Here is a 26,038-nt window from a genome sequence, read left to right as displayed (position 1 = left end):
CCTTTGTGAGAGTTATCAAGGAAGATCTGCGTGATTCTCCTGGTCGTGGGAGTCGAAGTCTCAAATCGCGATCCCGGTCGATCCGCCGCGATCTTTCCGCCGGTCCCGGCCGCCTGCCGGACCTGCGGTACCGAAGGCCGCCCTCGACGAGAATCACCACAACCGCCGCACGGTGGGCCGCCGGTCTCACCGGATCGAGATCTACTTTGTAAAGGCGCATCCGACATTACGCCGCAACAAAACCCAAATCACCGACCGACCAACCCCGGCAGTGGCACACAGCCGGGCGCGAGGATGGCACACGCGGCCGGGTCAGCCCTCCAGGGCGTACTGCATGACGCGGAACTTGGCCTGGGCCTCGGCGAGCTCCGCGGCCGGGTCGGAGTCGCCCATGATGCCGCAGCCGGCGAACAGGCGGGCGCTGTCGCCGGACACCTGGGCGCAGCGTAGGGCGATGCCCCACTCGCCGTCGCCGCGGGAGTCGATCCAGCCCACCGGACCGGCGTACCGGCCCCGGTCCATGCCCTCGATCTCGCGGATCAGCTCAAGCGCGGTGCCGGTCGGGGTGCCGCCCACCGCGGCGGTCGGGTGCATCGCCGCCACCACGTCCAGCACGGACGCGCCGTCGGACAGCCGGCCGGTGACGGGGCTCGCCAGATGCTGGACGTTCGGCAGCACCAGCAGCTCGGGCGTGTCGGGCACCCGCAGGGACGAGCACAGCGGGGCGAGCGCCTCGCGCACCGAGGCCACGGCGCAGGCGTGCTCGTAGCGGTCCTTGCGCGAGGCGTACAGGGCCGCGCCGCGTGCCGCGTCGTCGGCCGCGTCGAGGCCGCGCTGGGTGGTCCCGGCCAGGACGAGCGACTCGATCCGCCGCCCGGTGTGCCGGACCAGCAGCTCGGGGGTGGAGCCGACCAGGCCGTCGCAGGAGAAGGTGTAGCAGTCGGGGTAGCGCCGGGCCAGCCGGTCCAGCAGCACGCGGACGTCGATCTCGCGGTCCGCCCGCGCCGTCAGGTCGCGGGCGAGCACGGCCTTCTCCAGGCGGCCGGACCTGATCGTCCGTACGGCGCGTGCGACCCGCCGCTCCCATTCGACGGCGGTCAGCGTGCCGTCGCCGTACCGGATCCTGCCGGGCTCGGCCGGTGCGGACGCCGTGGTCAGATGCGCCTCGCCGATCGTGGTCAGCCAGGCGTGGCCGTCCCGCTTGGCGAGCACGACCCGGGGGATGACCAGCACCGATCCCGGCCGATCCCGGTCGAAGGCGAACGAGCCGAACGCGACCGGCCCGGAGCCGGGAACGCGCAGGTCGTCCTCGATGCGGGCCTCGCCGAAGAGGGCCGACAGCCTGTCGCTCGCCCAGGCGAACCCGCCCGGACCCGGCGGCACGTCGAGGCGCGCCGCCTCGCCCCAGCCGACCAGTCCCTCACCGTGCCGGATCCAGGCGAACGGCGGAGCCTTCGGCAGTCGCGCGACGAGATCTCCGGGGTCCGCGACCGGGACGGTGCGTACGAGTAACGGACGGGTCAGTCCGAGCGCGACAGTCACCTGACACACTCTATTCAGCGATCTGAACGTGTTCGACACCGGGGATGCCCGTGTATGCGGGCCTTTGGGCGGTTCGGGTTACGGGCGTGAGATACCACTAAGCAGCGGTAAGAGCACATTCCCTCATGGGCGACGGGTATGCGCGCGATGCCGTCTGGGCGGTGGCGGACCGTCCGCCGCAAGTGTGATATGCGCGACATCGGCGACGTCGGCATGGCGTTCGGGTCACGCCGGGCCTGCGTCCCCGGGCGCGCCCGTGGCCCGGCTCAGGGGGGATCGCTCCACAGGATCTCGCCGTCGTGGACCGTGCCGGTGGGCGCCAGGCCGAGCGCGCGGGCGATCGCGGCCGAGGCGTGGTGCGCCGGGTGGATGTACGCGGTGAGGCGGCAGACGCCCCGGGCGCGCAGCCACCGGGCCATGGCCAAGGCGGCCTCCCGCCCGTAGCCGTTGCCCTGCTGGCCCGTGCCGACCACCCAGGCGAGCTCGGCCTCGAGGCGCCGAGGATCCGGGCGCCAGAGCGTGGCCTGGACCGTGCCGATGATGCGGGCGTCGGCGGTACGGCGCAGCATCCAGTTCAGCCAGCCGCGGCTGCCGTCGGGGGAGCATCCGGCGGCCTGGAGCCGGTATTGGGCGCGGAGCTGGTCGAGCGAGCGCGGGGATCCCCCCGTCCAGGTGTGCAGCCGCTGATCGTTGAGCACCACGAAGGACTCGGGCGCGTGGTCGGCGCGCAGCGGCTCCAGGCGAAGGCGCGCGGTGGCGATGGGTTCGGCGGCCGGCCAGGTCGTGTCGGGCACCGGCGGATTGTACCGGCGGGGGTGTCGCCGTCGTCGGCGGCGCCCGACCACGACGAAGATGATGTCACCAAAAAAATGAATAAAATCCCCATTTCATTTTCCATCGCCCTATCGAAGGATAAATCAATCCTTTCGAAAGGGGTTATCGGATGCGGAGCATGATTTTCGCAGGAAAATCTTGTGCGGGCCTTTGTTGGATTGTTAAGTTCGAGCTCGTCCGTCAAATTCACGAATCCGGGCGCGCCGCCCGGAGAACGGAGTCCCGCACATGACGATCAGCGCCGAACCGGCCGCCGTACCCGACCCGCGGCTCGACGCCGAACTCGACGCCGCCGCGCTGGAGGCCGCGCTCCCGACGCTGACGGCGAAGCTCGGCGAGCTCGCCGCCGGCCTCACCCAGGACGAGCGCGCGGTGCTCAGCAGCATCGTGACCTCGGCGAGCCTGCACCTGAAGGAGTTGCAGGACATCAACACCGCGGCCGAGTACCTGTACGCCAAGCCGATCTCCGCCGCCGCCACCCCCGAGGTCCGCAGGCAGCTCCTGGCCCTGCCCGAGACCCTGGGCTTCACCGAGTAGCGCCCCGGCGGGGGACCTGGAAAACAAAACGGGAATGAGAGGAGATTCCGCGGTGGAGACGACGACGTTGGTGGATCGGCTGGCCCGGCTGTCCTCGGAGCTCACCGCCGCGGAACGGGAGAATCTCAAATTCCTGCTGAGCATGGCCGCCGGAGGTCTTCTCAGCGGCCATGCCCGGCCCGACTCCGAATCGTTGCACCGCGCCGCGCTGACCACCGCCCAGCGGGCGCTGCCCCGGCTGCACGGCGAGCTGCGGCCCGCATTCGACACCGGCGTGGTCTTCCGCGGCCGCGCCCCCTTCTTCTCCACGGCGGACCTCGCCGTGCTCGACCGCGAGTCCCTCGCCTACCGGGCCCGGGCCGCGCGTTTCCACGACCATTACGTGGCCTCGGGCGCACCGGTCGCCCGCGAACTCGCGCTGTCGCAGTCGATCAGCGACTTCCTGACGGCCCGGGTCGGCCCGGTGCTGCCCACCTATAAGGCGAACTACCTCTACTACGACCAGCCGGGCCTGGGCATCGACCCGCACGTCGACAAGGACGAGTTCTCCCTCAACGTGCTCACCATGCTCGAGCACCGGCCGGCACGCCGTCACTCACGGCTGATCCTCCATCCTCCCGAACAGGACGCCGTGCACGTGCAGCTCGAACCGGGAGAGTCGCTGATCTTCTTCGCCGACAGCGTCACCCACGAGCGCACCCGGACCGTCGAGGGCGAGACGATCCGGCTGGTTTCCTTCGGCTATCGCACGATCGGAAGCATCGGGAGCACCCCATGACCGACATGTCCACCATCGCATCGGCCATGGGGCGGCGCCTCGCCGCCCTGCACCAGAGCCTGAGCCCGGCCGAGCAGGCGAACCTGAAGCTCATCCTCGGCCTGTCGGCCGGACGGCTCGTCCCCGACAAGCAGGCCGGCTCCGAGGCCGGCCGCACGGCGGTGTCCGAGGCCCTGGAGCTCCTGTGCCCCTACGACGTGCCCGATCCGCGCGGCGTCCAGTACCGGGGCCGGCCGGCGTTCCTCACCGACGACCTGCTCGGCGTCCTGATCGACGAGGCCGAGCAGGTCGGGCGGACCGCCGTACCGTTCGACGAGCACTACCTGGGCTGCGGCGGCCCGGTCGCCGACCGGCTCGCGACCAGCCGCGAACTCGCCGAACTGGTCGCCGGCGTCGTGCCCAAGGCGGTCGCGACCGGCGTCGCCAGCTACCTGTTCTACCGGGACCCCGGCCAGGGCATCATCCCCCACATCGACACCGACATCTTCTCGCTCAACGTGCTGATGATGCTCGTGCACGACCACCCGCCCGGCGACCCCAGCCCCTCGGCGCTCTACATGCACTTCCCCGACGGCACCGACCAGCGGCTCCAGCTCACCCCCGGCGAAGTGGTGATCTTCCTGGCGGGCACGCAGGCGCACAGCCGCACACCGATCGCCGAGAACGAGCGCGTCACGATCCTGACCTTCGGCTTCATGCCGGAGGGCGCCCCGCTGGAGAACTACCGGCGGTGAGCATCGTCCTGGGCATCCACTGCGGGCACGAATCCTCCTGCGCCGTCGTGCGAGACGGCCGGCTGGTCGCCGCCATCCAGCAAGAACGCGTCACCCGCCGCAAATACGACGGGCAGGAGTGCCTGTCGGCCCGGCTGCCGATCCACGAGACGCTGGCGGCGGCCGGGGCGGCCATCGACGACGTCGACGTCATCGTCAGCTCGTTCCAGGCGGCCGGCCCCTCGGCCGTGGGACTGCACCGGCCGCTCGTCTCGGCCGACTTCGACGCCTTCGACCCGTTCGACCCGCGGCACTTCGTCGTCTCCCACCACCTCGCCCACGCCGCCAGCGCCGCCTACACCTCCGGCTTCACGACCGCGACCGTCCTGGTGTCGGACCTGGCGGGCACCACATCGCGCGACGGGCGCGACTTCCACGTGCCGTTCAGCCGGTTCTACGCCGACTACAGCGCCGATGCGCCGCAGGCGGAGCTGTTCACCGAGATGCGGTCGGTCTACCGCTTCGACGGCGGACGCCTGGAACTGCTCGACCGCGCGTTCAGCCGGCCGCACAACCAGCCGGACGTCTTCGTGCAGAGCGAGGCCGGCCTCTACGACAACGTGGCGCGGTTCCTGTTCCGCACCGAGCACGCCCACGGGCAGCTCATGGCCCTGGCGGGCATCCCCTCCGCCCGCCCGGCCAAGCTCGTGGCCGGCGACATCGTCACCGCCGACAGCCCGCCCCGGCTGAAGAACGGCTGGCAGCGGCTGCTGTCGGCCGGCCCCGACCCGGCCGACAGCGCGGATGTCGCCGCCGCCGTGCAGGAGGCGTTCACCCGCCTGCTCACCTACCACGCCGCACGCGCGGTCGAGCTCGCCGGGCACCCCGACCTGTGCTGCGCGGGAGGGGTCTTCCTCAACCTGGCCGCCAACAGCGCGATCGCCGCGCTGCCCGCGGTCCGCGACCTGTACGTGCCGTCCTGTCCGCACGACGCCGGCATCTCGGTGGGCGCCGCCTTCCTCGGCTGGGCCCGCACCCGCCCGCGCCCGGCCACCCCGCCGCGGTTACGCTGCGACTTCCTCGGCCGCCCCGCCGAACCGATCACGCCCGAGCAGGCGGGGCGGTACGGCTACACGCCCACCGGCCCGGCCACCGATCCGGCCGCCCGCGCCGCCGAGGTCCTCGCCGAAGGCGCGATCGTGGCCCGTTACGCCGGCCGGGCCGAGTTCGGCCCGCGCGCCCTCGGCAACAGATCGCTGCTGTGCCACCCGGTCACCTGCTCCGACGCCCGGGCGAAGCTCAACCGCCTCAAACGGCGCCAAGGCTGGCGCCCGGTCGCCCCGATGGTGCGCGAGGAGGACGTGCACCGATACTTCACCGGGCCGGCCCGGTCACCGTTCATGAACTTCAACTTCACCGTCAGGCCCGAGTACCGGGAACTGCTCGCCGAGGCCGTGCACGCCGACGGCACCGCCCGGGTGCAGACGGTCGGCGCGGACGAGGCGCCGGCCGTGCACGACCTGCTCGGCCGGATCGCCAAGCTCGGCCTGCCGCCGGTCCTCATCAACACCTCGTTCAACGGGCCCGGCCAGCCCATCATCGACTCCGCCGACGACGCGCTGGAGTTCGTCCGGCATCCGGTGGTGGATCATCTGCTCACCGACGAGACGCTGTTCGCCACCCCCACGCCCGCCCGGATCACGGTCCGCCGCCCCCGGCACGTGGTGATGGCGATGTTCGGGGCCGGCGAGGACACCCGCTACCTGCTCAGCCACGCCGACGCCTCCCGGCAGGTGGACCGGCGGCTCTTCCTCGACCTGTGCGCCGACGGCCGGGCGCTCACCGACGGCGGCTCCCGGGCCGTCCTGGACTGCCTGGACGCTGGCCTGCTCGTCGAGGACGGAACCCGGTGACCGAACCGACCCTGACGGCACGGGCGGTCCGGGCGGGGCGCGGCCCGGCGACCGCACTGCCCGTCGCCAACTTCCTGTCCTTCTTCGCGATCGCCGTGGTCGAGTTCTCCGTGCCGTACATCGCGGTGGCGACGCTGGGCGCCGACTCGCTGATCATCGCCACGCTGGGGATCTGCCGGTTCGCGCCCCAGGTGCTGCTGGCGCGGGCCGCGGCGCGGATCGTCGAGCGGTACGACCAGCGGACGGTGATGCTCGCCTCGGAGGCTCTGCGCGTGGCGGCCTTCGCCCTGTCGGCGTTCGCGCTCCTGCTCGCCCCGGCCGTGGGGCTGGGCGTCTTCGCGGCGGCGAACATCTGCCTGGCGTGCGGATCCGTCCTGACGGCCGTGTCCACCCAGGTGCTGGTGCCCGCCCTCTTCTCCGGCGGCGAGATGCCGCGCGTGTACGCCAGGCTCGGCATCGCCGAGTCCGCGGCCGACGCCGCCGCCCCGTTCCTCACCGGCGTGAGCCTCGGGGCGTTCGGCGTCTCCGCCACCTTCGGGGGCGCCGCGGCCCTGGCGGCGTGCGCCTGCGCCCTGCTGATGGGCATCCCCCGGATCCGCGTGCCCGCCGAACCGCCCGGACCCGCCGACCCCGCCGAACCCGGCGTTCCTTCCGGGTCTTCCGGGTCTTCGGAGGCCGCGGCGGGCGGCCGCCGCGCACGCACGCTACGGCAAGGGCTGTGGATCAACCTCCGCACGCCGCCGCTGCGGATCCTCACGATCTGGTCGGTGTCCTACAACTTCGGCCAGTGCCTCATCGAGGCCGTCCTGCTCATCGCGCTGGTCCAGCAGACCCCCGTGACGGCGGCGTCCTTCGGCGTGATCAGGACCTGCTCGGTCGTCTTCACGATCCTCGGCGCCTTCCTCGCCGAACGGCTGCCCGCCCCGCTGCGCCGCGGCCTGGGCACGGCGGTGTTCGGGTGCGGCGCGGTCTGCTCCTACGCCGTGCTGGGCGCCGGCGTCTACGTCGGCGGCGCGCCGGGCCTGGCGCTGGTGCTCGCCGGGTTCGCGCTCGACGAGTTCTGCTCGGGCGTGGTGCTCGTGCGCATCCAGGCGTTCCGCGCCCGGGCGATCACCGACGGGGAGCGGCCGATCGCCTCGGCCGCGTTCCGCGCCGTCAACCTGACGGCCGTCCCCGCGGGGTTCGCCGTGGGCGGAGTCGCCGGCCTGGTGGCCGACCCGGCGGCGCTGGTGCTCACGACCGGCCTGGCGTTGCTCCTGCCCGGGGCGCTCGTCCTGTCGCGCCACGTCCGCCACACGACCTGACGCCTCCCACCCGCCCCACCCGGGCCGCGGCGCCGTCAAAGGGCATAAGCGAGTGCCAGGCCGCCGTAGGCCGCGCAGAGTCCCGATGCGACGCTTCCGGCCGCGTTGAGCAGCGCGTGCGGGCGGGCCCCCGTTTCGATCAGCCGCAGCGTCTCGTAGCCGAAGGTCGAGTAGGTGGTCAGCGCGCCGCAGAAGCCGCTCCCGGCCAGCGCCATCGCGCCCGGCCCGGCGGGAAGCCCCGCCAGCAGACCCAGCAGGAACGACCCGGCCACGTTGACGGCGAACGTGCCCCACGGGAACGCCGACCCGACGCGTTCCCGCACGGCTCGATCCACCAGGTAGCGGACCGGGGCCCCGATGGCCGCCCCGAGGCCGACGAGCAGGATGGTCACGCCGCCCCCCGTCGCCGATTCCCGGCCGCGCGCCGCGTCCGGCCGCTCACGTCCCGCCTCCCGAGGGCGCGCCTGGTCAGCCGTGCGGCGACGGCCACGGCGACCAGCGCCGCGACGAGCGTTCCGCCGAGGTAGGCGACAGCGGTCGCGGGCCTTCCGGCCGCGAGCGCCGCCTGAACGTCGAGCACGTACGCCGAGAACGTGGTGAACCCGCCGAGCACGCCCACCCCGAGAAACGGCCGGATCAGCCGATGCGCCGGCCGCCCCTCGCCGACGAGCGCCATCAGCACGCCGATGAGCAGGCATCCGCCGACGTTGATTACGAAAACAGCCCACGGGAATCCGCCGGGCGCGACCGGGAACGCCAGGGTGACCACGTACCGGCTCATCGCTCCGACGGCCCCGCCGAGGGACACGGCCGCGAGCACGTCCATCCCCACGCCCCGGCTCCGCCCGTCCGCCCGGACCGGAACGCCGGGGGCGGCGTCCTCCCGGCGCACGGCGGCGCTCTCCGACATCACGCACCCCCACCAGCGAGGTTGACCAGGACTGGCAGGGACCGTTGACGCGCGCGCTCCGGCGACCGCGCGTGGTTCTCCTCGTGCCGAGGACGGCGAGCCCCACCGCCGTGACCCTCCGGGTCGGCACCACGATACCGGGTCCCGCCGGGGGACGGCGGGTCAGGCGAACCCGGCCAGTTTGTAGAGCACCAGGGAACCGGCGACCGCGACGTTGAGGCTGGCCCCCGTGCCGATCATCGGGATCTCGACCACCGCGTCGAGGTGGTCGAGCGCCTCGGGCGGGATGCCGTCGCGCTCATGGCCGAGCAGCACGACCGTGGGGCGGCGGGCCATGGGCAGATCGGCCAGCCGGATCGCGTTCTCGGCCAGTTCCACGCCCAGGATCAGCCGGCCGTCCGCACGCTGCCGCTCCAGCCAGGCATCCCGGTCGCGTACCCAGTGCACGCACGGTCACCTCGGTCAGCGCCACTCCCTGGTGCGGAGAACACGTCACCAGGATCGGCTGATCCGATCACCGGAGTCGCGGTGGTCAGAGCCAGCCGTTGTGGCGGGCCGTGCGGGCGGCCTCGATGCGGTTCCGGGTGCCCGTCTTGCCGATGGCGGCGGACAGATAGTTGCGTACGGTGCTCTCCGACAGGTGGAGCCGGGCGGCGATGTCGGCGATCGTGGCGCCGTCGGAGGCGGCGGACAGCACGTCGCGTTCGCGGTCGGTGAGCGGGCTGGGACCGGCGCTCAGCGCGGCGGCGGCCAGGGCGGGGTCGATGACGCGCTCCCCGGCGAGGATCCGGCGGATCGCCGCGACCAGCTCCTCCACCGGCCCGTCCTTGACCAGGAAGCCGCGGGCCCCGGATTCCATCGCCCGCCGCAGGTAGCCGGGCCGGCCGAACGTGGTCAGCATCAGGACGCGGCACGAGGGGAGGCGCTCGCGCAGCTCGGCGGCGGCGTCGAGCCCGCTGCGGCCGGGCATCTCGATGTCGAGCAGCGCCACGTCCGGCCGGGTCTCCAGCGCGGTCGCGACCACCTCGTCCCCCGAGGCGACTTGTGCCACCACCTCGATGTCCTCCTCAAGCCCGAGAAGCAGGGCGAGCGCACCGCGCATCATGCCCTGATCCTCGGCCAGCAGCACCCTGATCATGCGCCACCCCGGGTGTCCGCGGCGGGACCGGCCGCCGCCCGCGCGGGCCCGCCGTCGATCCGCGTCGGCTCCAGGTCGTCTCGACCGGTGCGCGAGATCTCCGCGTCGTGCGGCACGCCCCGTGCGGGCCCGTCGTCGATCCGCGTCGGCTTCGGGTCGTCTCGACCAGTGCGCGAGATCTCTGCGTCGTGCGGCACGCCCCGCGTGGTCCCGCCGTCACCGCTGTCGGCGAACTGGCCCGCCGGGCCGCTTCCACCGGGGTTCGGGAGGCCCGCGCCGTGCCGCGCGACGATCCGATCGACGCCGTCGGCGGCGCTTGGCACCGGATCGTCGGGGTGTGTTCGCGATGTGCGCGTGAGCGGCACCCGGATGCTCAGCCGGAAGCCGCCGCCAGGTCGAGGACCGGCGGTGAGGTGGCCACCGGCGGCGGCCACCCGCTCCTGCAGCCCGGTGAGCCCGTTTCCGTGCCGCCCGCCGGGTGATTCGGGGGCGGGCGTCTGCTCCTGCGGTGGGGTGTCACCGTTCCCGGGCGATTCGGCGGCGGTGAGCCGTTCCGGCGGCCCGGTGAGTTTGTGGCCGCGTCGTGCGTCGGCGGTGATTCGCCGCCGCAGGCCGATGAGCGCGTCGCCGCGTCGCGTACCAGGTGACCCGGTGGCCTGGGTTGTCGCGCCGTGCCCGTCGTCCTCGACGCACAGCACGATTTCCCTATCCACTTCCCCATCCTCGCGCCCATCCTGGCGCCCGTTCTCGCGCTCCAGCGTGATCGCGCACGTCGCGGCCCCGCTGTGGCGCAGCACGTTGGTCGCCCCCTCCCGTACGGCCCAGCCCAGCAGGGCGTCCGTCTCCGGCGGCAGGTCGAGCGGGACCGTGCGGATCGTCGCGCTGATCCCGGCGTCGGCGAGGGCGATCCGGGCGGCGTCCAGTTCGGCGGCGAGCCCGCGCCCCCGGTAGCCGGTGACCGCGGCCCGCACCTCGGCCAGCGCCTGCCGCCCGATGTTCTCGACGTCGGCGGCCTGCCGTGCCGCGGCCTCGGCGTCGCGCGGGGCCAGCCGCCGGATGAGCTCGGCTTTGACGACCATCACCGAGAGGGTGTGCCCGAGCAGGTCGTGCAGGTCGCGGGAGAAGCGCAGCCGCTCCCGTTCGACCGCAGCCAGGGCCAGCTCCTCCCGGGTGCGCCGCAATTGGGCGATCACCGTGAACAGCCGCAGGATGATCCATGGCACCAGCGCGGAGGTGAAGACGCCCCAGGCCAGCGACAGCGCCCCGGCCGCGTCCTCGCCCGGCGGCAGCCTGACGAACTCCACGGCGACCGCCACCGCGGCCAGTCCCGCGCCGACGTAGGGTCCGAACCGCCGCAGCGCGATCCCGGCCGCGATCGCGGTCAGGATGAAGAGCGAGTACCACCCGTAGACGGCGGCGAGCAGCGTGGACAGCGCGGCGAGGGCGGGGAACGCCGGCCCGGCGGGGCGGCGGGGCACGGCGAAGGCGCGTCGTACCGTGACCGCGTACAGCGCTCCCGCCGCGACCAGGCCCGCGACCGCCGCCCAGAGAGGTCCGGGCACGCCGTCGCCGATCGCCTCCCACAGGGGGAAGCCGAGCAGGGCCAGCCACGGATAGAAGCCCCTGGCGTCGGGGCCTTGCATCCGGTCCGCAGGGGGAAACGGGCGTATGCAGTCGTCCGTGGTCATGGATACAACCTACGCCGACCCGCTCACGCCGACCTCGCCGTACGGCCCGCGCGCCGGTAGGCGAAGGCCGCGTACGCCCCGAACAGCGCCGTCCACCCGAGCAGGATCGCCACCGAGCCGGGCGTCGGCGCCTCTCCGGCGGCGATCCGCCACGACAGGGAGGCGTAGTTGGCGGTGGGCGTCCACTCGGATATCGCCCGCAGCCAGTCGGGGAAGACGCTGGAGGGGATCCACAGCCCGCCGGTCACGGCGAGCACGATGGTGCACGCGAAGTTCACCAGCCCGGCCGCCTGCCCCGACAGCAGGTAGCCGTTGCCCAGCCCGAGCAGGGAGAACGGCACGGTGCCCGCCCACAGCAGCGCCACGATCGCGGCCCACTGGCCCGGATCCAGCCGGACCCCGTTCAGCAGGGCCCCGGCGGTGAGCACGGCCACGATCGCCGGCACGACGATCATCATGCCGGTGACGGTCTTTCCCGCCACGACCGCGTACGGGGGCAGCGGGGTGAGCCGCAACTGCCGCAGCCACCCGGCCGCCCGATCCTCGGCCAGCCCGGAGCCGTTGTTGAACGCCGCGCCCATGCCCCCGTACGCGGCGATGCCGACCATCGCGTAGAGCGCGGCGGCCTTCTCGTCGCCCGGGGCGATCCCGGCGTTGGTGAAGATCAGGTACATCGCGACGGGCATCGCGACCCCGAACACGACGAAGGTGACGTCCCGCCGCATCCGCGCCACCTCAAGACCGATATATCCCAGCATGTCACTTCTCCTCGGTGGTGAGGGCGAGAAAGGCGTCCTCCAGCGCGGCCGGCGCGACCTCCAGATCCCGTACGGCTCCCGCCCGCGCCAGCGCCAGCACCGTCGCGTCGGAGTCCGAGCTGCGCAGCCGCGCCCGATCCCCCCGGACCTCCACGGCCGTCACCCCGGGCAGCCGCCCCAGCCACGAGGTCTCCCCGTCGACGGTCACGCTCACCGTGGTGAGGGCGACGACCCGTTTGATCTCCCGGCTGGTGCCGTCGGCGACCACCCGGCCCCGGCTCACCACCACCACCCGGTCGGCGTGCTCGTCGGCCTCCTCCAGATAGTGGGTGGAGAACAGGATCGTGGTGCCGCGCTCCGCGTACCGGCGCATGTTCTCCCAGAACTCCCTGCGGGACTCGACGTCGAGCGCGGCGGTGGGCTCGTCCAGCACCAGCAGGCGGGGATTCCCGGCGAGGGCCACGGCGAAGCGCACCCGCTGGGCCTGGCCGCCCGACAGCCGGTCCACCCAGCGGTCGGCGATGTCCGCGAGGCGGGCGGTGGCGAGCACCTCCTCCGGCGGGAGCGGCGCCGCGTGCGTGCCGGCGTAGGTACCGGCGACGAACCGCAGCAGCTCGCGTACGGTGACCCGGGAGACCAGGCCGCCCTCCTGCGGCATCGCGCCGAGCAGGCCCCGCCGTACGGCCCGCTCGGGCGGCATGCCGAACACCTCGGCATGGCCGGAGTCGGGCGCGATCAGACCGAGGAGCATGCCGATCGTGGTGGATTTGCCCGCGCCGTTCGGCCCGAGCAGGGCGACGGTCTGCCCGCGCGGCACGGTGAGATCGAGCCCGTCCACGGCCCGCACGGCTCCGTAGCTCTTGCTTAGCCGGTGCAGGGCCAGCGCCGCGCCGGTCGCCGGCTCGGTCCCCGCCTGCCCGCCGCGGTCGCGCACTTCGGTATCAGTCATGACCGGAACGCTACGGACGAGCCCCACATCGCCGGTAGGAACGCCGATACCCGGCCGACCATGACAAATGTCCTGCCGGGAAGAGATTACGCACCAATGGCCTTACATGTAATGCTGTAAGCACATTCGTGGAGGTCTCCATGGCGCTGGACGCGTACTCCCGGGTCGTCTCCTCCGTGGCCGCCGAGCTCACGCCGAAGGTGGCCGCCGTCAGGGTTCGTCAGGGGAGCGGGTCGGCGGTGGTCTTCACCGGCGACGGCTTCCTGCTCACCAACGCGCACGTGGTCGGCCGGGCCCGATCCGGCTCGCTGGCGTTCTCCGACGGCACCTCGTCCGAGTTCGCCGTCGTGGGCTCCGACCCGCTGTCCGACCTGGCGGTGCTCCGGGCCGACGGGCCCACGCCCGAACCGGTGCGGCTCGGCGACAGCGACGGGCTCGTCGTCGGCCAGCTCGTCGTCGCCGTCGGCAACCCGCTCGGGCTGGCCGGGTCGGTGACCGCGGGCGTGGTGTCCGCGCTTGGCCGCTCGCTGCCCGCGCGCAGCGGCTCCGCGGTGCGCCTGATCGAGGACGTGATCCAGACCGACGCCGCGCTCAACCCGGGCAACTCCGGCGGCGCGCTCGCCGACGCCGAGGGCCGGGTGATCGGCATCAACACCGCGGTGGCGGGCGTGGGCCTCGGCCTCGCGGTGCCGGTCAACTCCACCACCCGCTCGATCATCGCCGCCCTCATGCGCGACGGCCGGGTACGGCGTGCCTATCTCGGCCTGGTGACCACCCCGGCCCCGCTGCCGCCGCAGGCCCGCGAGCGGTACGGCCAGGAGCGGGCGCTGCGGGTGATGGAGGCGGTGCAGGGGTCGCCCGCGGCGAAGGCCGGGCTGCGGCCGGGGGACCTGGTCCTGACGGCGGCCCGCAAGCCGGTCGTGGACGCCCAGGCGCTGCAACGGCTGATGTTCGCCGAGGCGATCGGCCGCCCCCTGCACATCACCGTCCTGCGCAACGGCGCGCTCGTCGATGTGATCGCCGAACCCGTCGAACTGGGCCCGCTCACCGTCTGAGATCTACAAAGTAAAGGGCGTCCCTTTGTTTCTCAGAACGGGATCAGCCCATTCAGGCACTGGAGTCGACGAGAACCGGAGCCGAGACCTGGTCCCCGTCACGAGCGGCGACCAGCTCGGCGAGAAGGCGGTCCCACTGCGGGCCGATCTCGCCCATGTCGTACGCCGACGCGGTCCGCAGGCCGTTGCGGCCGAGTTCGCGGCGCAGCGGCTCGTCCTCGATGAGACGGCAGATCGCGCCGGCCAGGGCGGCGGTCTTGGTGGAGCGTACCAGCAGGCCGTCGTGGCCGTGGGTGATGATCTCGCGGGGGCCGTGCGGGCAGTCGAAGCTGACCACCGGCACGCCCTTGCTCATCGCCTCCAGGATCGTCATGCCGAAGCCCTCGTACCGCGAGCTGACCACGTAGATCGACGACTTGGCCAGCTCGACGCCGACCTCGGGGGTGCTGCCCATGAGGATGATCTTGCCTTCGAGGCCGGCCTCGGCGATCCTCGCGCGCAGCTTCGCCTCGTTCTCCGGCGTGCCGCCGCCGAAGATGCGCAGCGTCCAGTCCGGATGGGCGGCGGCGACGCGCTGCCACGCCTTGACGAGCCGGTCGAAGCCCTTGGCGCGGACGATGCGGCCGATGGCGACGACGGTCTTCTCCTCCAGCCGGGAGACGTCTCCGGCGAGCGGCGCGATCGCGTTCGGGATGCGGACCAGGCGGTGCGGCGGGGCCGCCTTCAGCTCGCGGCGGTAGTGCCTCAGGTCGGCCTGGGTGAGCGTGACCAGGGCGTCGAGTCGGCCGTACCGGCGTTTGATGAGCTTGACCAGCTCAGGGTCGTGCGAGTCCAGGGTGACGTGCTCCTGGCCGATCAGGATCACGCCGGGCGGCGCGAAGAGGGCGGCGGCGAGGTTGAAGCCGGGGCGGGTGGTGATCAGCACGCCCGAGCGCAGGGAGCGCAGGTAGCGGATGAGCAGCAGGTCGCTCCAGAGGGTGAAGCGGTGGTAGGCCTTCTCCTGCTTCGGCATGAGCCGGCTGGGGCGGCGGGACAGCATCCGGGCGATCCGGCCGCGGGGGGCCAGGCGGTCGTCGAGGAACGTCATCCGCACGCCCGGCGGGATGGGGAAGAACGGCGCGGCGCTCTCGCGGACCAGGCTGACGATCTCGACGTCGCGGTCCCGGGCGAGGTGCCCGGCGAGGTTGATCACCGTCCGGATGGTGCCGCCCATGCCGTGCGCGTGCAGCAGCAGCAGGCGCACGGTGCGGTCGTCCGGAGGCGGCGCGTTCCGCCCGCGCCGCCGGTTGACAAAGTGCAGCAGCGCCAGCGCGGCGCGCGCGACGGCCGTGCGTCCCCGTTTCAACACCCGCAGGAGCCCCCTTCTCCGCTTATGACACCCGCCGTCCGCTTCTGATCCCTCGTACGGGCGGCATGATGCCTAGCCAAGAGTGAGATATCCATAACTTCCCACCCTGGCGTGTAGTCACCCCGATACGTGGAGATGTCTCCCGAATAGTGATCTCTACGCATTCACCTCATCTAGACGTCGCAAGTGCCGCCGCGGTTTCGCTCCGGCGCGAAAACATCGGCCAATGTCCGGCCGGAACCTCAGGCAACTCCCACTCCGGCCCGGCGGCGCGGCGAACAGCGGGTGCCCCTGATCGGTCAGCGCCTTGATCTGATTGAACGGGAACGAGCAGCTCACCGGCGCCTTGGGCAGCCGGGCGGCGGCCCCGGCCGGCCGCAGCGGCCGGGTGATCATACCTGCGGCCGCGGGGTGGCCCTGGCGGCGGCACTCCGCCTAACGTCCTCGTCGCTCGCGCCGGGCATGCGCTGCCGCTCCCAGGTCGGGAACGGGCACGGCGCGCCGCCCGCGATCTGCGACTCGATGAAGGCGCGGCCCTCGGGCTCGTTCGCGTCGAGCAGGGACGCGCCGCCGGGCGGCGGGCTCGCGCGAGCCGCCGAGATTCACCGCGCCGGGCTCCGCGTCAGAGCGGCTGGCCCGCGTTGACGCTCCCGGTTCCCAGCATGCTCAGCAGGGCCAGGGCGTCCGCGTCGCGGGATCCCTGCGGCGCGGTGTACATCACCAGGTGCTGGTCGCGGTCGGTGAGTTTGAGGGAGTCGCAGTCGACGGTGATCTCCCCGACGGCCGGGTGACGGAAGGTCTTCGTGAGCGTCGGGGCCGCCGCCACGTCGTGCCGCTCCCAGAGCCGGGCGAACTCGGGGCTCTCGTCGCGCAGTTCCTCGACCAGACCGGTCACCCCGGGATCCGACGGGTACCGGGCGAGGGCGGACCGGAGCTCCATGACGACGTGGTGCCGGAAGTCGGCGGCGTCGGAGATTCCGTACAGCGGCGCCTCGGACCGTGCAGGCCGGAGGAACGCCTTACGCGCGAGGTTGCGGTCCTGCGGGTCGAGCGCGGCGAAGTCCTCCATCAGGGCGACCGCGAGATCGTTCCAGGCGAGCACCTCGAACGCCGCGGATATCACGAAAGCGGCCGTCTGCGGGAGCCGGCCGAGGAGCGCGAGGATGCTCGGGCGCACGTCGCGCCGGTGCAGTCCGGTATGGATCGGCGCGGTGCCCGCCAGGACGTGGAGGTGGTGGGACTCGGCGTCCGTGAGCCGTAGCGCGCCCGCGATCCCGGCGAGGACCTCGCCCGAGGGCCGCGGCGCCCTGCCCTGCTCAAGCCGGGTGTAGTACTCGGTGGAGATGTGCGCGAGGACCGCCACCTCCTCTCGGCGAAGACCCGGCGTCCGGCGTCGCGGCCCCGAGGGGAGACCGACGTCCTCCGGCCGGAGCCGCTCGCGTCGGCTGCGGAGGAACGCCCCGAGCTCGTGCTTGTCCATACGCCAAGTGTGCCTGCCGCGCGGCCGCTCATCGTGGTACCGCCTGTGCCTGTATCCGGGTCCCCGGGGCCGCGCACGCTGTCCGGCATGACGAACAACATCGACAGCACGCCCGTCGGCCTGCTCGCCGGCAAGGTCGTTCTCATCACCGGCGCCAGCCGCGGCATCGGCGCGGCCGCGGCCCGGCTCTTCGCCCGCGAGGGCGCCGCCGTCGTGCTCGCCGCCCGCACCACCGACGCCCTCGACCGCGTCGTCGCCGAGATCCGCGCCGGCGGGGGCGTCGCCGACGCCGTCACCATGGACCTGGCCGACCGCGCGAGCATCCGCGCCGCCGTGGATCAGGTCGAGAAACTGCACGGGCGGCTCGACGGCGCGTTCAACAACGGCGCGGCCGGCCAGCGGCCCGGCCCGCTCGACACCACGAGCGATGAGGACATCGACCGGCAGTTCGCGGTCAATTTCCGCGCGCACTGGACCGCCATGACCGCCGAGGCCGCGCTCATGCGACGCAACGGCGGCGGGGCGATCGTCAACACCTCCAGCATCGGCAGCCGCCGCGCCAACCCCGCCCTGCCCGCGTACGGGGCCATGAAGCGCGCGCTCAACAGCCTCACCGAGACCGCCGCGGTGACCTGGGCCCGTGAGGGCGTCCGGGTGAACGGCATCACCCCCGGCGGCACCGCCACGGAGATGATGGAGGAGTGGGAGGCGATGAGCCCCGGCGTCATCGCGGCCAGCAAGGCTGCGACGCCGATGGGCCGGATGGCCGAGCCCGAGGAGGTGGCCGAGGTGGCCGCGTGGTTGCTGAGCGACCGGGCCTCGATGGTGACGGGCGCGATCGTGCCGGTGGACGGCGGCGCCGGCGCCTGAGCGGAGGATCCCGCCGCAGGCGGGTCCATCCCTCCGGGGCTTGTCACACGACCCCGGTCGTATCGCACAATCGCCCTTCCACACGGGGTCGTACGGAGATCGGGGCTGCGCCGTGGGCGTGGCGTTGGACCTACGGGTCGCGCCCGTCGCCCGCGCGGCCGCCGTGGCCCGAGACGGTCCGCGTTGACGGGGGGGAGCGGATGGCGAGGCTTCTGCTCGGCACGATCGGCCGGAGCGGGTCCGCGCCGTCCGCGGGTTGACGCGGCCCGAGCGTCCGGGTCAGGGGAGACGCCAGACCGTGGCCGTCTTGATCTCCTCGGCCTCCAGCAGGCCGCTGCCCGGCACCTGGTGGGTGGTGAGGCGGGTGAAGCGGTGGCGGGGCAGGTAGGCGCGGTCGGGGTCGCCGACGACGACGGTGGCGCCGCGCCGCCGGGCGCGTTCCAGGTACGCCATGATGCTCTCGGCCATCGGGCGTTCGTAGAACACGTCGCCGGCGAGCACGACCTCGGTCGCATCCGGATCGAATTCCGTGCTGCGATTCGGGCCGGCTTTCGGGCCCGATTGCGTGCCGGGTTCCGGGCCGGATCGCGGAGCGTGGCCGTAGGGTCGATCGGGCGCGGCGAGCAGGTCGTCCAAGAGCACGGTCACCCGTACGTCGTTGGCCTCGGCGTTGAGGGCGATGGCGGCGCCGGCGAGGGGGTCGATGTCGGCGGCGATCACCGACGCCGCGCCCGCGCGGGCGGCGGCGATGGCGACCAGTCCCGAGCCGGAGGCCAGGTCCAGCACGGCGCGGCCCGCCATCAGCCCCGGGTGGTCGAGGACGTGGCGGGCGAGCGCCAGGCCGCCCGCCCAGGCGAACGCCCAGTACGGCAGGCGGCCGGTGCGCTGCCACAGGTCGAACACCTCGTCGGCGACGCGGAGCCGTACCTCGGGCACGTACGCGGGCGTGGCGGGGCGGGTGCACGCCTCGACCACGGCCTTCGGCGTCGCCGGGAGGGCCGGCGGGGGCGAGGTCATCGGCTGTGCCTCATTGCCGGGGCGGCAGGTGGGGGAGGGGGAGACGGGGGCGGTCGGCCGGGTTGGGGGTGTGCGGGGGGTGCGTGGACAGGCGTTCCAGGGCGACGTCGATGGCGCGGTCGAGTTGGGCGTCGATGCCCTGCGCGTACTCCTGCGGGGTGATGTCGACCTCGATGTCGGGGTCGGTGCCGTAGTTCTCCACGCGCCAGCCGACGTCGTCGAAGGCGAAGGAGAACTCCGGCTGGGTGGTCACGGTGCCGTCGGCGAGGCGGTGGCGGGGCCAGATGCCGATGACGCCGCCCCAGGTGCGCTTGCCGACGAGGGGGCCGAGCTTGAGCAGCTTGAAGGTGTGGCTGAAGATGTCGCCGTCGGAGCCGGCCCACTCGTTGGTGATGGCGACCATCGGGCCGCGCGGCGACTCCGGCGGGTAGGGCTCGGGGACGCCCCAGCGGGGGAAGTCGTAGCCGAGGCGGCGGCGGGCCAGCTTCTCCAGCAGCAGCGAGGAGACGTGGCCGCCGCCGTTGAAGCGGACGTCGACGATGAGGCCCTCGCGGTCGTACTCGGCGAGGAAGCCGCGGTGGAACTCGGCGTAGCCCTCGGGGCTCATGTCGGGGATGTGCAGGTAGCCGACCCGGCCGCCGGTGCGTTCGTGGGTGTGGGCGCGGTTGGCCTCCACCCAGTCGCGGTAGCGCGCGGGCTGCTCGTCGGAGATGGCCTTGACGGTGACGGTACGGGGTTCCTCGTCGCCGCGCCGTATGGTGAGCTGGACCTCCTGGTCGGCCTGGTTGACCAGGCGCAGGCCGGGGGAGGCGGCGGGGCCGATCGGCTGGCCGTCGATGGCGAGCACGGCGTCGCCGGGGCGGACGTCCACGCCGAGGCGGTTGAGCGGGGAGGTGGTCTCCGGGCTCCAGGAGTCGCCGCCGACGATGCGGCCGACGGTGTAGACGCCGTCGCGGTACTCCCAGTCGACGCCGAGTTTGCCCTGCCAGTAGTGCGGGCGGGGGCGGTACTCGCCGCCCATCTCGTAGGCGTGCGAGGTGCCGAGCTCGCCGTGCAGCTCCCACAGCAGGTCGGAGAACTCGCCGCGGGTGCCGACCCGGTCCACCAGCGGCAGGTAGCGGTCGTAGACGCGGTCCCAGTCGACGCCGGCCATGTCCTCGACCCAGAAGTGCTCCTTCTGCAGGCGCCAGGCCTCGCGGAACATCTGCCGCCACTCGGCCTCGGGGCGGACCGAGACCTTGACGCGGCTCAGGTCGATCCAGCCGCTGCTGCGCCCGGGGGAGTCCTCGTCCGGCGGGGTCTCCCCGGCCTTGATGACGCGGAGCCTGCGGTCGGAACGGTACAGCAGGGTGGCGAAGTCGGGGCCGAGGGCGAAGTCGCCGACGTTGCCGATGTAGTGGTCGTGCTTGTACTTCTCGAAGTCGTAGACGCGCAGGCTGCCCGAGGGGGCGTCGGAGTCGGAGTAGTGGCTGTCGCCGAGGGAGCCCTGCACCGGGTAGATGGAGTAGATGGCCTTGCCCTTGATGCCGACGATGCGGCCGTAGCGGCCCTCGGGCACGGGGAACTCGGCGACGCGGCGTTCGATGCCGTCGATCTCGATCTCCAGGGGCTTTTCGGCGTCGTCCCCGTCGGCTCCGTCGCCGCCCGTCGCGTCGGCGTCCTTGGCCTGGTCCTTGGCCTCGTCTTTGGTCTCGTCCTTGACCTGGTCCTTGGCGTCGCCGTTCCCGGCGGCGTCCTTGCCGTTCTCCTCGCCGGTCGGGCCCTTGTCGGCGTCGTGCTGCTCCTTGTCCTTTCCTTCGTCCTTGAGCGGGCGGGGCTGGGGGACGAAGGGGGAGGGGACGTCGGAGCGCAGGGCGATCACGTACGGCCGGGTGCCGAGCGGGAAGCCCAGGTCGAACTGGAGGGAGTCGTAGACGGGGTTGAAGACGCGTTCGCCGATGAAGTAGAGGTAGTCGCCCTCGGGGTCGAAGGCGGGGCGGCGGTCGCGCAGCACCGGCCGGGTGGCGTCGAAGGTCTCGCCGGTCTCGACGCGGCACAGTTTGATGCAGGTGGTCTGGGCGTTGGGGGGATAGGTGTAGGCGAGCCAGTGGCCGTCGGGGGACCAGGCCGGGTCGTCGATGCGGCCGTACCGGCTGGAGTCGAGGACGGTCAGGGTCGCCTCGGCGGGGTCGTCGGCGGTGAGGTCGATCAGCAGCAGCTCGTTGCGGTGGTTGGTGATGACCACCTTGTCGTGTTTGGGGGAGACGAGCAGGTTGGTGGCGCGGCCGGTGTCGAGGTGGGCGAGCCGTACGGGGGCGGCGGTGCCGTCGGCGGTGAGCACCACCAGGGTCTCGCGGTCGGACTCGTCGGCGGCCGCGGCGATCAGGCGCTTGTGGTCGTTGAGCCAGGTGAGCAGGCGGTAGCGGACGCCGTCGGGCTCGCCGTGCTGCAGGACCGGGCCCTCCCAGTTGGCGAAGGAGTAGGCCTTGCCGCGGGTGGTGATGGCCAGGCCGCTGCCGTCGTGGTTGAGGGTGGCGCTGTCGAGGTAGCGTTCGGCGGGGACGAACCGGCGGTTGCGCTGGGTGCGTGAGCTGCCGACCCGGACGGGGACCTGGCGGGACTCGCCCTCGGCGGGGTCGAGCAGGTAGAGGTCGGCGCCGGCGTGGTAGACGAGGCGGTGGCCGTCGCCGGAGAGGTTGCGGGCGTAGTAGTCGGCGTGGTCGGTGTGCCGGCGCACGTCGGCGCCGTCGGGGGTGCAGGAGTAGACGTTGCCGATGCCCTCGTGGTCGGACAGGAAGTAGACGCGGTCGCCGACCCAGCAGGGGGAGGCGAGGTTGCCGGCGAGGGAGAGCAGGCGGGTGAACTCGCCGTCGCCGGTGGGATCGATCCACAGGTCGCCGACGGTGCCGCCCCGGTAGCGCTTCCAGCGGGCCGGGTCGGCGGTGTTGCGACCGAGCACGACGCCGCCGGACGGGCCGTAGGAGATGGAGTTCGCCGGTCCGTACGGCAGGCGGTGGGGCACGTCGGCGGGGTCGGCGGGGTTGATCTTGTGCAGCCATTTGCGTCCGGCGAAGGGTTGCCCGTCGTCGCTGGCGTAGATCACGTTGCCGTCGGGGTCCCAGGTGGTGACGGTGCAGCGGGCGCCCTGGTGGGTGACGCGGCGGGCGGGGCCGCCCTCGGCCGGCATCACGTAGACCTCGTCGGGGCCCTCCTCGCGGCCGACGAAGGCGAGGTGCTCGCCGTCGGGCGAGAAGCGGGGGTAGCCCGCCTCCGCGACGCCCGCGGTCAGGCGGAACGCGCGACCGCCTGCTGCGGGCACCATCCACAGATCGTCCTCGGACACGAACACGATGACGTCACGAAAGATCGTCGGGAAGCGCAGGTAGGCGGGCATCGAATCCCTCACGATGGTGATCAGGCGGTCAACGGCACTATAGACGCGCCTTTAGACAAGGCGAATAAGCGCCGGCCACCTGAAAGCCGGGGTCAGTCCCGTTCCACGTCGGGCTCTAGTACCAGCTCGCCGCGTCGTGCCATCTTCTTGGCCTGTTTCGCCTCGCGGGTGGCCTTGATGGCCGCCTTTTTGGCCTTGCTCGAAGATTTCACAGGTTTCTTACGTTGGTCGCCCATGGTTCCCCCTTCTCATGGGTGCGGGGACGCGCCGCGCGCCCCCTGACAGCGCGCGAGTGATACCCGCAAATGTCGCCAATCACCTCATATGGCGACGAATCGGAGCTTTCCTGGGCAGTGCTTGGCTCAGAGCAGGGTCAGCTGCTCGGCCCCGGGCGCGGGCGCGGCCGGCGGGGGAGCGCTGCCCGCGTGCGCGGGCCTCGCGGCGGACCTGCCGACGCCGTGCCGCTCGGCCAGCTCCCTGACGGTGGCGGCGACGCGCTCCTGGTACGCCCTGGGGGCGTAGGCGCCCCGCCCGTACAGCTCCAGATAGCGGGGGACCAGGCGGGGATGCTCGCGCGACAGCCACGCCATGAACCACTCGCGCGCCCCGGGACGAAGATGCAGCACGATCGGCGTGACGTGGGTGGCGCCGGCCTCGGCGATCGCCCGCACGGTGCGCTCCAGTTGAGCCGGCGAGTCGGTGAGGTAGGGGAGGATGGGCGCCATCAGCACCCCGCAGCCGACGCCGTGCTCGTTGAGCGTGGCGCAGACCTCCAGTCGCTTGCGCGGCGACGGCGTGCCGGGCTCGACCGGCCGCCAGGCCCGCTCGTCGGTGAACCCGACCGACACGTTCGCCTGCACCCCGGTGACGTGCGCGGCCTCGGTCAGCAGCTCCAGGTCGCGCAGGATCAGCGAGCCCTTGGTGAGGATGGAGAACGGCTGGGCGGCGTCGATCAGGGCCCGCAGGATGCCGGGCATCAGGCGGTAGCGCCCCTCGGCGCGCTGATAGCAGTCGACGTTGGCCCCCAGCGCGATGTGCGGCCGCCCGGCCGCGGCCCGCCATCGGGGCGCGGCCAGCTCCCGGCGGGCGAGCTCGGCGGCGTTGACCTTCACGATGATCTTGGAGTCGAAGTCGCGCCCGGCGTCCAGATCCAGGTAGGTGTGGCTCTTGCGGGCGAAGCAGTAGACGCACGCGTGGGAGCACCCCCGGTAGGGGTTGATCGTCCATTCGAAGGGCACGCGCGAGGAGCCGGGGACGCGGTTGATGATCGACCGGGCCTGGACCTCGTAGAAGGTGATGCCCCGGAACTCGGGGGTGTCGAAGGTCCGGACGACCGCCCCCCTGGGGATCAGGGCTGGAGCCGAATCGCCCTCGCCGGTCGCGGACGGCCGCAGATTGTCCCAGCGCATGCCTTGATTAGAACAGCCGTTCGATGATGATCGCAACATGGAAGCCCGTTGTAAATTGCGAGCAACGACACGGCTAATGATCTTCATGTCTGGGCAGAACGTCGCTACAAACCTTGCGTTGCGGGAGGTCCGGCATGGCCTGGTCGCGGGACGAGGAGCGATTGCTTGCGCAGATCGAGCGTCACCTCAGTGACGAGGATCCGCGACTCGCCGCCCGGCTGGAGTCGTTCAACGACCGTGTCGAGCGCAGAGAGAACGCCGAGCGCCGCCGGGCCACCCGACCCGCGCGCCGCCGCCCGAGCCGGTCCACGATCATCATCCTGGTGAGCTGGCTGCTGATCGCGACCCTGATCACCACGCTGCTGATCATGGCGTTCCGCCACGACGCCGCCGCCCTCGCCTTCTGACCGGGGCGGCCCCGGCCCGGTTGCCGCCCAGGCGGCTCTTTCGCATGCCGTTCCCGCCACCGCGTCTCCTGCGCGGTCCCGGGAGGCCGATTCCCGGGGCGTGAAACTCGGCCGCGACGGGCACGGCGACCGCGTCGCCGCCCCCCTCGACCACGACGGCGGACGCCGGATTCCCCCGGTGGCATGAACCGGGCGTGGCCGTTGGGCGTTGGGCCCGGTGCCGGGCTCGGCGGTGCCCGTCTTGCCCGCCGTGCCCTCGGGCGGCCCGGCCTTGCCCGGCGGTCCCCCTGGTCACCACGGCGGACATCATCGGCGCGAACACCAGATTCCCCAGCGACCCGAATAACACGGCGGAGCCGATGCCGGCCGCGCGGATCAGGTGGAGGCGAGGCCGCGCAGGAACTTGGCGGCGACGGGCGCGGCGACCGCGCCGCCTCCGCCGCCGCCCTCGACTACGACGGCGAACGCCAGGTTCCCCCGGTAGCCGATGAACCAGGCGTGGGTGTTCAGCTTGGGCCCGGTGCCGAACTCGGCGGTGCCCGTCTTGCCCGCCGTGCCCTCGGGCAGCCCGGCCTTGGCGGCGGTGCCCCTGGTCACCACGGCCCTCATCATCGGGCGCAGGCGCTCGGCGACGCCGTCGGGCAGCGGCTTGGGCGTGCCCTTACGTTCGGGCGAGGCGACCAGGGTGGGCGGGCGCCAGGAGCCGTCGGCGACGGCGGCGGCGACCCCGGCCATCACCAGCGGGCTGGCGGTGATCCTGGCCTGGCCGAACGACTCGGCGGCGAGTTCGGCGTCGCTGGACGCCAGGGGCATGTTGGGCTTGGCGGCGGGGACGCCGATGCGCGGCGCCTGGTTGAAGCCGAACCATTCGGCCGCCTCCTGCAGCTTGCGGGCCCCCAGGTGCTTGGCGGCGAGCGGCGCGAACGTGGTGTTGCACGAGTGGGCGAAGGAGTCGGTGAACGAGATCGCGCCGAACGCCTCGTTGTCGGAGTTGCGGATCTTCAGGCCGCCGATGACGGCGTTCTTGGGGCAGGTGACCCGCTCGTCGGGGGCCACGCCCTCGGCCAGCAGCGCCGCGGCGGTGACGGTCTTGAACGTCGATCCGGGCGCGTAACCGCCCTCCAGCGCCCGGTTGAAGCCGCCCCGGTTGTTGACGACGGCGAGGATCTCCCCGGTGGACGGCCGGATCGCCACGAGCGAGGTGGGCTTGTCCACGTCCCGCACCGCGTTCACGGCGGCGGCCTGCACCGACATGTCCAGGGTGGTGCGCACCGATTCGCCCTCGGCGCCCTTGAGGGTGTCGAGGGTCTCGGCCGACTTGCCGTCCGCGCCGACCAGTTGGATCGCGGTGCTGGGCGTGCCGGCGAGCCGCTTCTGGAAGGTCGCCTGCAGGCCGGCCTTGCCGATCGGATCCCCCTGCTTGTACGGCGCGCCCAGCCGTGCGGCGTCCTTGGCGTCGGCCTTGTCGACGTAGCCGACGAGTTGCTGCACCGAGCCGCCGACGTCGCCCTGGTCGATGCGGCCGCCGCCGGAGTCGGTGATCGCGGCCCGCTCGGGCCAGGTGGTCTTGAGCGCCAGGCGATTGGTGCCGTCGAGTCGGGGGTGTACGGCCTTCGGCGTCCAGTCCACCGTCCAGCGCCGGTCCTCGACCTTCAGGTCGATGGAGCCCTGGTAGGTCCACCGGCCGGCGTCGCCGATGGCGAGCGTGGCCGAGTAGGCGGCCTTGGCCCGGTCGTCGCCGGTCGTGGTGACGCCGGTGATGCGTACCTCGGTGGACTTCACGCGCAGGTCCTTGGCGAGCCGGTCGTAGGTCGGCGCGAAGTTCGGGGCGCGCTCGCCGAGCTGCGCCCGCATCGCCGCCGTGTCGCCCTTGCTCCAGGCCTGGACGAACCGCTCGGCGGTCTCCTGCGGCGTGCCCTGGGTGCGCAGCAGGTAGTAGGCGCCGCCCGCCCCGGCTCCGGCCACGACTACGACGGCGACGGCGGTGATCGCGATAGTACGGGCCCGCGGCACGT

The 26,038-nt window shown here is 72.6% G+C and carries 24 protein-coding genes; 8 read left to right on the top strand and 16 right to left on the bottom strand.

Features of this window, described 5'->3' with window-relative positions; genetic code table 11:
• Positions 1–312: 312 nt before the first annotated feature.
• Both AB0K60_RS14900 and AB0K60_RS14895 read right to left on the bottom strand, forming a co-directional pair.
• A complete protein-coding gene (locus AB0K60_RS14900) occupies positions 313–1,542 on the bottom strand; it encodes an isochorismate synthase (protein ID WP_364053720.1) in 1,230 nt (409 codons plus the stop codon).
• 266 nt (positions 1,543–1,808) lie between these two features.
• Entirely contained in the window at positions 1,809–2,336 is a 528-nt protein-coding gene (locus AB0K60_RS14895; protein WP_364053717.1) for a GNAT family N-acetyltransferase, read from the bottom strand.
• Positions 2,337–2,604: 268 nt separating this feature from the next.
• Here AB0K60_RS14895 and AB0K60_RS14890 point away from each other — a divergent pair, with 268 nt between their 5' ends.
• From AB0K60_RS14890 to AB0K60_RS14870, 5 genes are read left to right on the top strand one after another with little or no spacing between them, the layout of a single operon-like run.
• The gene (locus AB0K60_RS14890) at positions 2,605–2,913 is read left to right on the top strand and encodes a hypothetical protein (RefSeq protein WP_364053714.1); all 309 of its coding nucleotides are present in this window, start codon (positions 2,605–2,607) and stop codon (positions 2,911–2,913) included.
• Positions 2,914–2,965: 52 nt separating this feature from the next.
• Positions 2,966–3,691, top strand: coding sequence for a hypothetical protein (locus AB0K60_RS14885; RefSeq protein ID WP_364053711.1), 726 nt, complete (start codon positions 2,966–2,968; stop codon positions 3,689–3,691).
• Positions 3,692–3,696: 5 nt separating this feature from the next.
• Positions 3,697–4,425, top strand: a complete 729-nt coding sequence (locus AB0K60_RS14880) for a hypothetical protein (RefSeq protein WP_364053708.1) — start codon at positions 3,697–3,699, stop codon at positions 4,423–4,425.
• Complete coding sequence (locus tag AB0K60_RS14875) at positions 4,422–6,317, top strand: carbamoyltransferase C-terminal domain-containing protein (RefSeq protein ID WP_364053705.1); 1,896 nt, start codon at positions 4,422–4,424, stop codon at positions 6,315–6,317. Before AB0K60_RS14880 ends, AB0K60_RS14875 begins: the two co-directional genes overlap by 4 nt.
• Positions 6,314–7,621 carry an MFS transporter gene (locus AB0K60_RS14870; RefSeq protein ID WP_364053702.1) on the top strand — a complete coding sequence of 436 codons (1,308 nt, stop codon included), beginning with the start codon at positions 6,314–6,316 and terminating at the stop codon, positions 7,619–7,621. The genes AB0K60_RS14875 and AB0K60_RS14870 overlap by 4 nt, the downstream gene beginning before the upstream one ends.
• A 35-nt stretch (positions 7,622–7,656) precedes the next feature.
• Here AB0K60_RS14870 and AB0K60_RS14865 read toward each other — a convergent pair whose 3' ends face one another.
• From AB0K60_RS14865 to AB0K60_RS14835, 7 genes are all read right to left on the bottom strand, one after another.
• A complete protein-coding gene (locus AB0K60_RS14865) occupies positions 7,657–8,013 on the bottom strand; it encodes a CrcB family protein (protein ID WP_364053699.1) in 357 nt (118 codons plus the stop codon).
• The gene (locus AB0K60_RS14860; protein WP_364053696.1) at positions 8,010–8,531 is read right to left on the bottom strand and encodes a CrcB family protein; all 522 of its coding nucleotides are present in this window, start codon (positions 8,529–8,531) and stop codon (positions 8,010–8,012) included. The genes AB0K60_RS14865 and AB0K60_RS14860 overlap by 4 nt, the downstream gene beginning before the upstream one ends.
• A 162-nt stretch (positions 8,532–8,693) precedes the next feature.
• Positions 8,694–8,978, bottom strand: a complete 285-nt coding sequence (locus tag AB0K60_RS14855; RefSeq protein ID WP_364053693.1) for a TrmH family RNA methyltransferase — start codon at positions 8,976–8,978, stop codon at positions 8,694–8,696.
• A gap of 85 nt (positions 8,979–9,063) precedes the next feature.
• Positions 9,064–9,669 carry a response regulator transcription factor gene (locus AB0K60_RS14850; protein WP_364053690.1) on the bottom strand — a complete coding sequence of 202 codons (606 nt, stop codon included), beginning with the start codon at positions 9,667–9,669 and terminating at the stop codon, positions 9,064–9,066.
• Complete coding sequence (locus AB0K60_RS14845) at positions 9,666–11,357, bottom strand: histidine kinase (protein WP_364053687.1); 1,692 nt, start codon at positions 11,355–11,357, stop codon at positions 9,666–9,668. Before AB0K60_RS14845 ends, AB0K60_RS14850 begins: the two co-directional genes overlap by 4 nt.
• Before the next feature lie 23 nt (positions 11,358–11,380).
• A complete protein-coding gene (locus AB0K60_RS14840) occupies positions 11,381–12,115 on the bottom strand; it encodes an ABC transporter permease (RefSeq protein WP_364053684.1) in 735 nt (244 codons plus the stop codon).
• 1 nt (position 12,116) lies between these two features.
• Positions 12,117–13,064 (bottom strand): ABC transporter ATP-binding protein, encoded by a 948-nt coding sequence (locus AB0K60_RS14835; RefSeq protein ID WP_364053681.1) that lies wholly within the window; start codon positions 13,062–13,064, stop codon positions 12,117–12,119.
• A gap of 140 nt (positions 13,065–13,204) precedes the next feature.
• Between AB0K60_RS14835 and AB0K60_RS14830 the strand changes: the two genes are divergently transcribed.
• The gene (locus tag AB0K60_RS14830; protein WP_364053678.1) at positions 13,205–14,119 is read left to right on the top strand and encodes a trypsin-like peptidase domain-containing protein; all 915 of its coding nucleotides are present in this window, start codon (positions 13,205–13,207) and stop codon (positions 14,117–14,119) included.
• A gap of 52 nt (positions 14,120–14,171) precedes the next feature.
• Here the strand turns inward: AB0K60_RS14830 and AB0K60_RS14825 are convergent, their stop codons facing one another.
• Together AB0K60_RS14825 and AB0K60_RS14820 are read right to left on the bottom strand one after the other, a co-directional pair.
• On the bottom strand, positions 14,172–15,467 hold the full coding sequence (locus AB0K60_RS14825; protein ID WP_364053675.1) for a glycosyltransferase family 4 protein: 1,296 nt from the start codon (positions 15,465–15,467) through the stop codon (positions 14,172–14,174).
• Positions 15,468–16,089: 622 nt separating this feature from the next.
• Entirely contained in the window at positions 16,090–16,947 is an 858-nt protein-coding gene (locus AB0K60_RS14820; protein ID WP_364053672.1) for a helix-turn-helix transcriptional regulator, read from the bottom strand.
• 87 nt (positions 16,948–17,034) lie between these two features.
• On the opposite strand from AB0K60_RS14820, the gene AB0K60_RS14815 reads away from it, so the two are divergent.
• Complete coding sequence (locus tag AB0K60_RS14815) at positions 17,035–17,817, top strand: SDR family oxidoreductase (protein ID WP_364053669.1); 783 nt, start codon at positions 17,035–17,037, stop codon at positions 17,815–17,817.
• Between the two features lie 279 nt (positions 17,818–18,096).
• On the opposite strand, the gene AB0K60_RS14810 is transcribed toward AB0K60_RS14815, so the two are convergent.
• The 4 genes from AB0K60_RS14810 to AB0K60_RS14795 all read right to left on the bottom strand — a co-directional run bounded on the left by AB0K60_RS14810 (position 18,097) and on the right by AB0K60_RS14795 (position 23,616).
• Positions 18,097–18,834 (bottom strand): 50S ribosomal protein L11 methyltransferase, encoded by a 738-nt coding sequence (locus AB0K60_RS14810; RefSeq protein ID WP_364053666.1) that lies wholly within the window; start codon positions 18,832–18,834, stop codon positions 18,097–18,099.
• Between the two features lie 10 nt (positions 18,835–18,844).
• Complete coding sequence (locus AB0K60_RS14805; RefSeq protein ID WP_364053663.1) at positions 18,845–22,219, bottom strand: PDZ domain-containing protein; 3,375 nt, start codon at positions 22,217–22,219, stop codon at positions 18,845–18,847.
• Between the two features lie 80 nt (positions 22,220–22,299).
• Positions 22,300–22,443, bottom strand: a complete 144-nt coding sequence (locus AB0K60_RS14800) for a hypothetical protein (RefSeq protein WP_364053660.1) — start codon at positions 22,441–22,443, stop codon at positions 22,300–22,302.
• A gap of 126 nt (positions 22,444–22,569) precedes the next feature.
• On the bottom strand, positions 22,570–23,616 hold the full coding sequence (locus AB0K60_RS14795) for an Rv2578c family radical SAM protein (RefSeq protein ID WP_364053657.1): 1,047 nt from the start codon (positions 23,614–23,616) through the stop codon (positions 22,570–22,572).
• A 134-nt stretch (positions 23,617–23,750) separates the two neighbouring features.
• Here AB0K60_RS14795 and AB0K60_RS14790 point away from each other — a divergent pair, with 134 nt between their 5' ends.
• The gene (locus tag AB0K60_RS14790; protein ID WP_364053654.1) at positions 23,751–24,023 is read left to right on the top strand and encodes a DUF3040 domain-containing protein; all 273 of its coding nucleotides are present in this window, start codon (positions 23,751–23,753) and stop codon (positions 24,021–24,023) included.
• A 375-nt stretch (positions 24,024–24,398) separates the two neighbouring features.
• On the opposite strand, the gene AB0K60_RS14785 is transcribed toward AB0K60_RS14790, so the two are convergent.
• Positions 24,399–26,036, bottom strand: coding sequence for a penicillin-binding transpeptidase domain-containing protein (locus AB0K60_RS14785; RefSeq protein ID WP_364053651.1), 1,638 nt, complete (start codon positions 26,034–26,036; stop codon positions 24,399–24,401).
• Between the last annotated feature and the right edge of the window lie 2 nt (positions 26,037–26,038).

Origin of the sequence: Thermopolyspora sp. NPDC052614, assembly GCF_040678635.1 — a bacterium.
Classification (GTDB): domain Bacteria; phylum Actinomycetota; class Actinomycetes; order Streptosporangiales; family Streptosporangiaceae; genus Thermopolyspora.
The sequence above is the reverse complement of the archived record's forward strand: the minus strand, read 5'-3'. Positions and strand labels throughout refer to the sequence as shown.

Bases quoted from the DNA above. Each gene is read 5' to 3' on its own strand.
- AB0K60_RS14800 (WP_364053660.1), bottom strand. From the start codon at position 22,443: ATGGGCGACCAACGTAAGAAACCTGTGAAATCTTCGAGCAAGGCCAAA.
- AB0K60_RS14810 (WP_364053666.1), bottom strand. From the start codon at position 18,834: ATGACCTCGCCCCCGCCGGCCCTCCCGGCGACGCCGAAGGCCGTGGTC.
- AB0K60_RS14890 (WP_364053714.1), top strand. From the start codon at position 2,605: ATGACGATCAGCGCCGAACCGGCCGCCGTACCCGACCCGCGGCTCGAC.
- AB0K60_RS14840 (WP_364053684.1), bottom strand. From the start codon at position 12,115: ATGCTGGGATATATCGGTCTTGAGGTGGCGCGGATGCGGCGGGACGTC.
- AB0K60_RS14880 (WP_364053708.1), top strand. From the start codon at position 3,697: ATGTCCACCATCGCATCGGCCATGGGGCGGCGCCTCGCCGCCCTGCAC.
- AB0K60_RS14820 (WP_364053672.1), bottom strand. From the start codon at position 16,947: ATGGACAAGCACGAGCTCGGGGCGTTCCTCCGCAGCCGACGCGAGCGG.
- AB0K60_RS14850 (WP_364053690.1), bottom strand. From the start codon at position 9,669: ATGATCAGGGTGCTGCTGGCCGAGGATCAGGGCATGATGCGCGGTGCG.
- AB0K60_RS14830 (WP_364053678.1), top strand. From the start codon at position 13,205: ATGGCGCTGGACGCGTACTCCCGGGTCGTCTCCTCCGTGGCCGCCGAG.
- AB0K60_RS14845 (WP_364053687.1), bottom strand. From the start codon at position 11,357: ATGACCACGGACGACTGCATACGCCCGTTTCCCCCTGCGGACCGGATG.
- AB0K60_RS14795 (WP_364053657.1), bottom strand. From the start codon at position 23,616: ATGCGCTGGGACAATCTGCGGCCGTCCGCGACCGGCGAGGGCGATTCG.
- AB0K60_RS14860 (WP_364053696.1), bottom strand. From the start codon at position 8,531: ATGTCGGAGAGCGCCGCCGTGCGCCGGGAGGACGCCGCCCCCGGCGTT.
- AB0K60_RS14815 (WP_364053669.1), top strand. From the start codon at position 17,035: ATGACGAACAACATCGACAGCACGCCCGTCGGCCTGCTCGCCGGCAAG.
- AB0K60_RS14790 (WP_364053654.1), top strand. From the start codon at position 23,751: ATGGCCTGGTCGCGGGACGAGGAGCGATTGCTTGCGCAGATCGAGCGT.
- AB0K60_RS14835 (WP_364053681.1), bottom strand. From the start codon at position 13,064: ATGACTGATACCGAAGTGCGCGACCGCGGCGGGCAGGCGGGGACCGAG.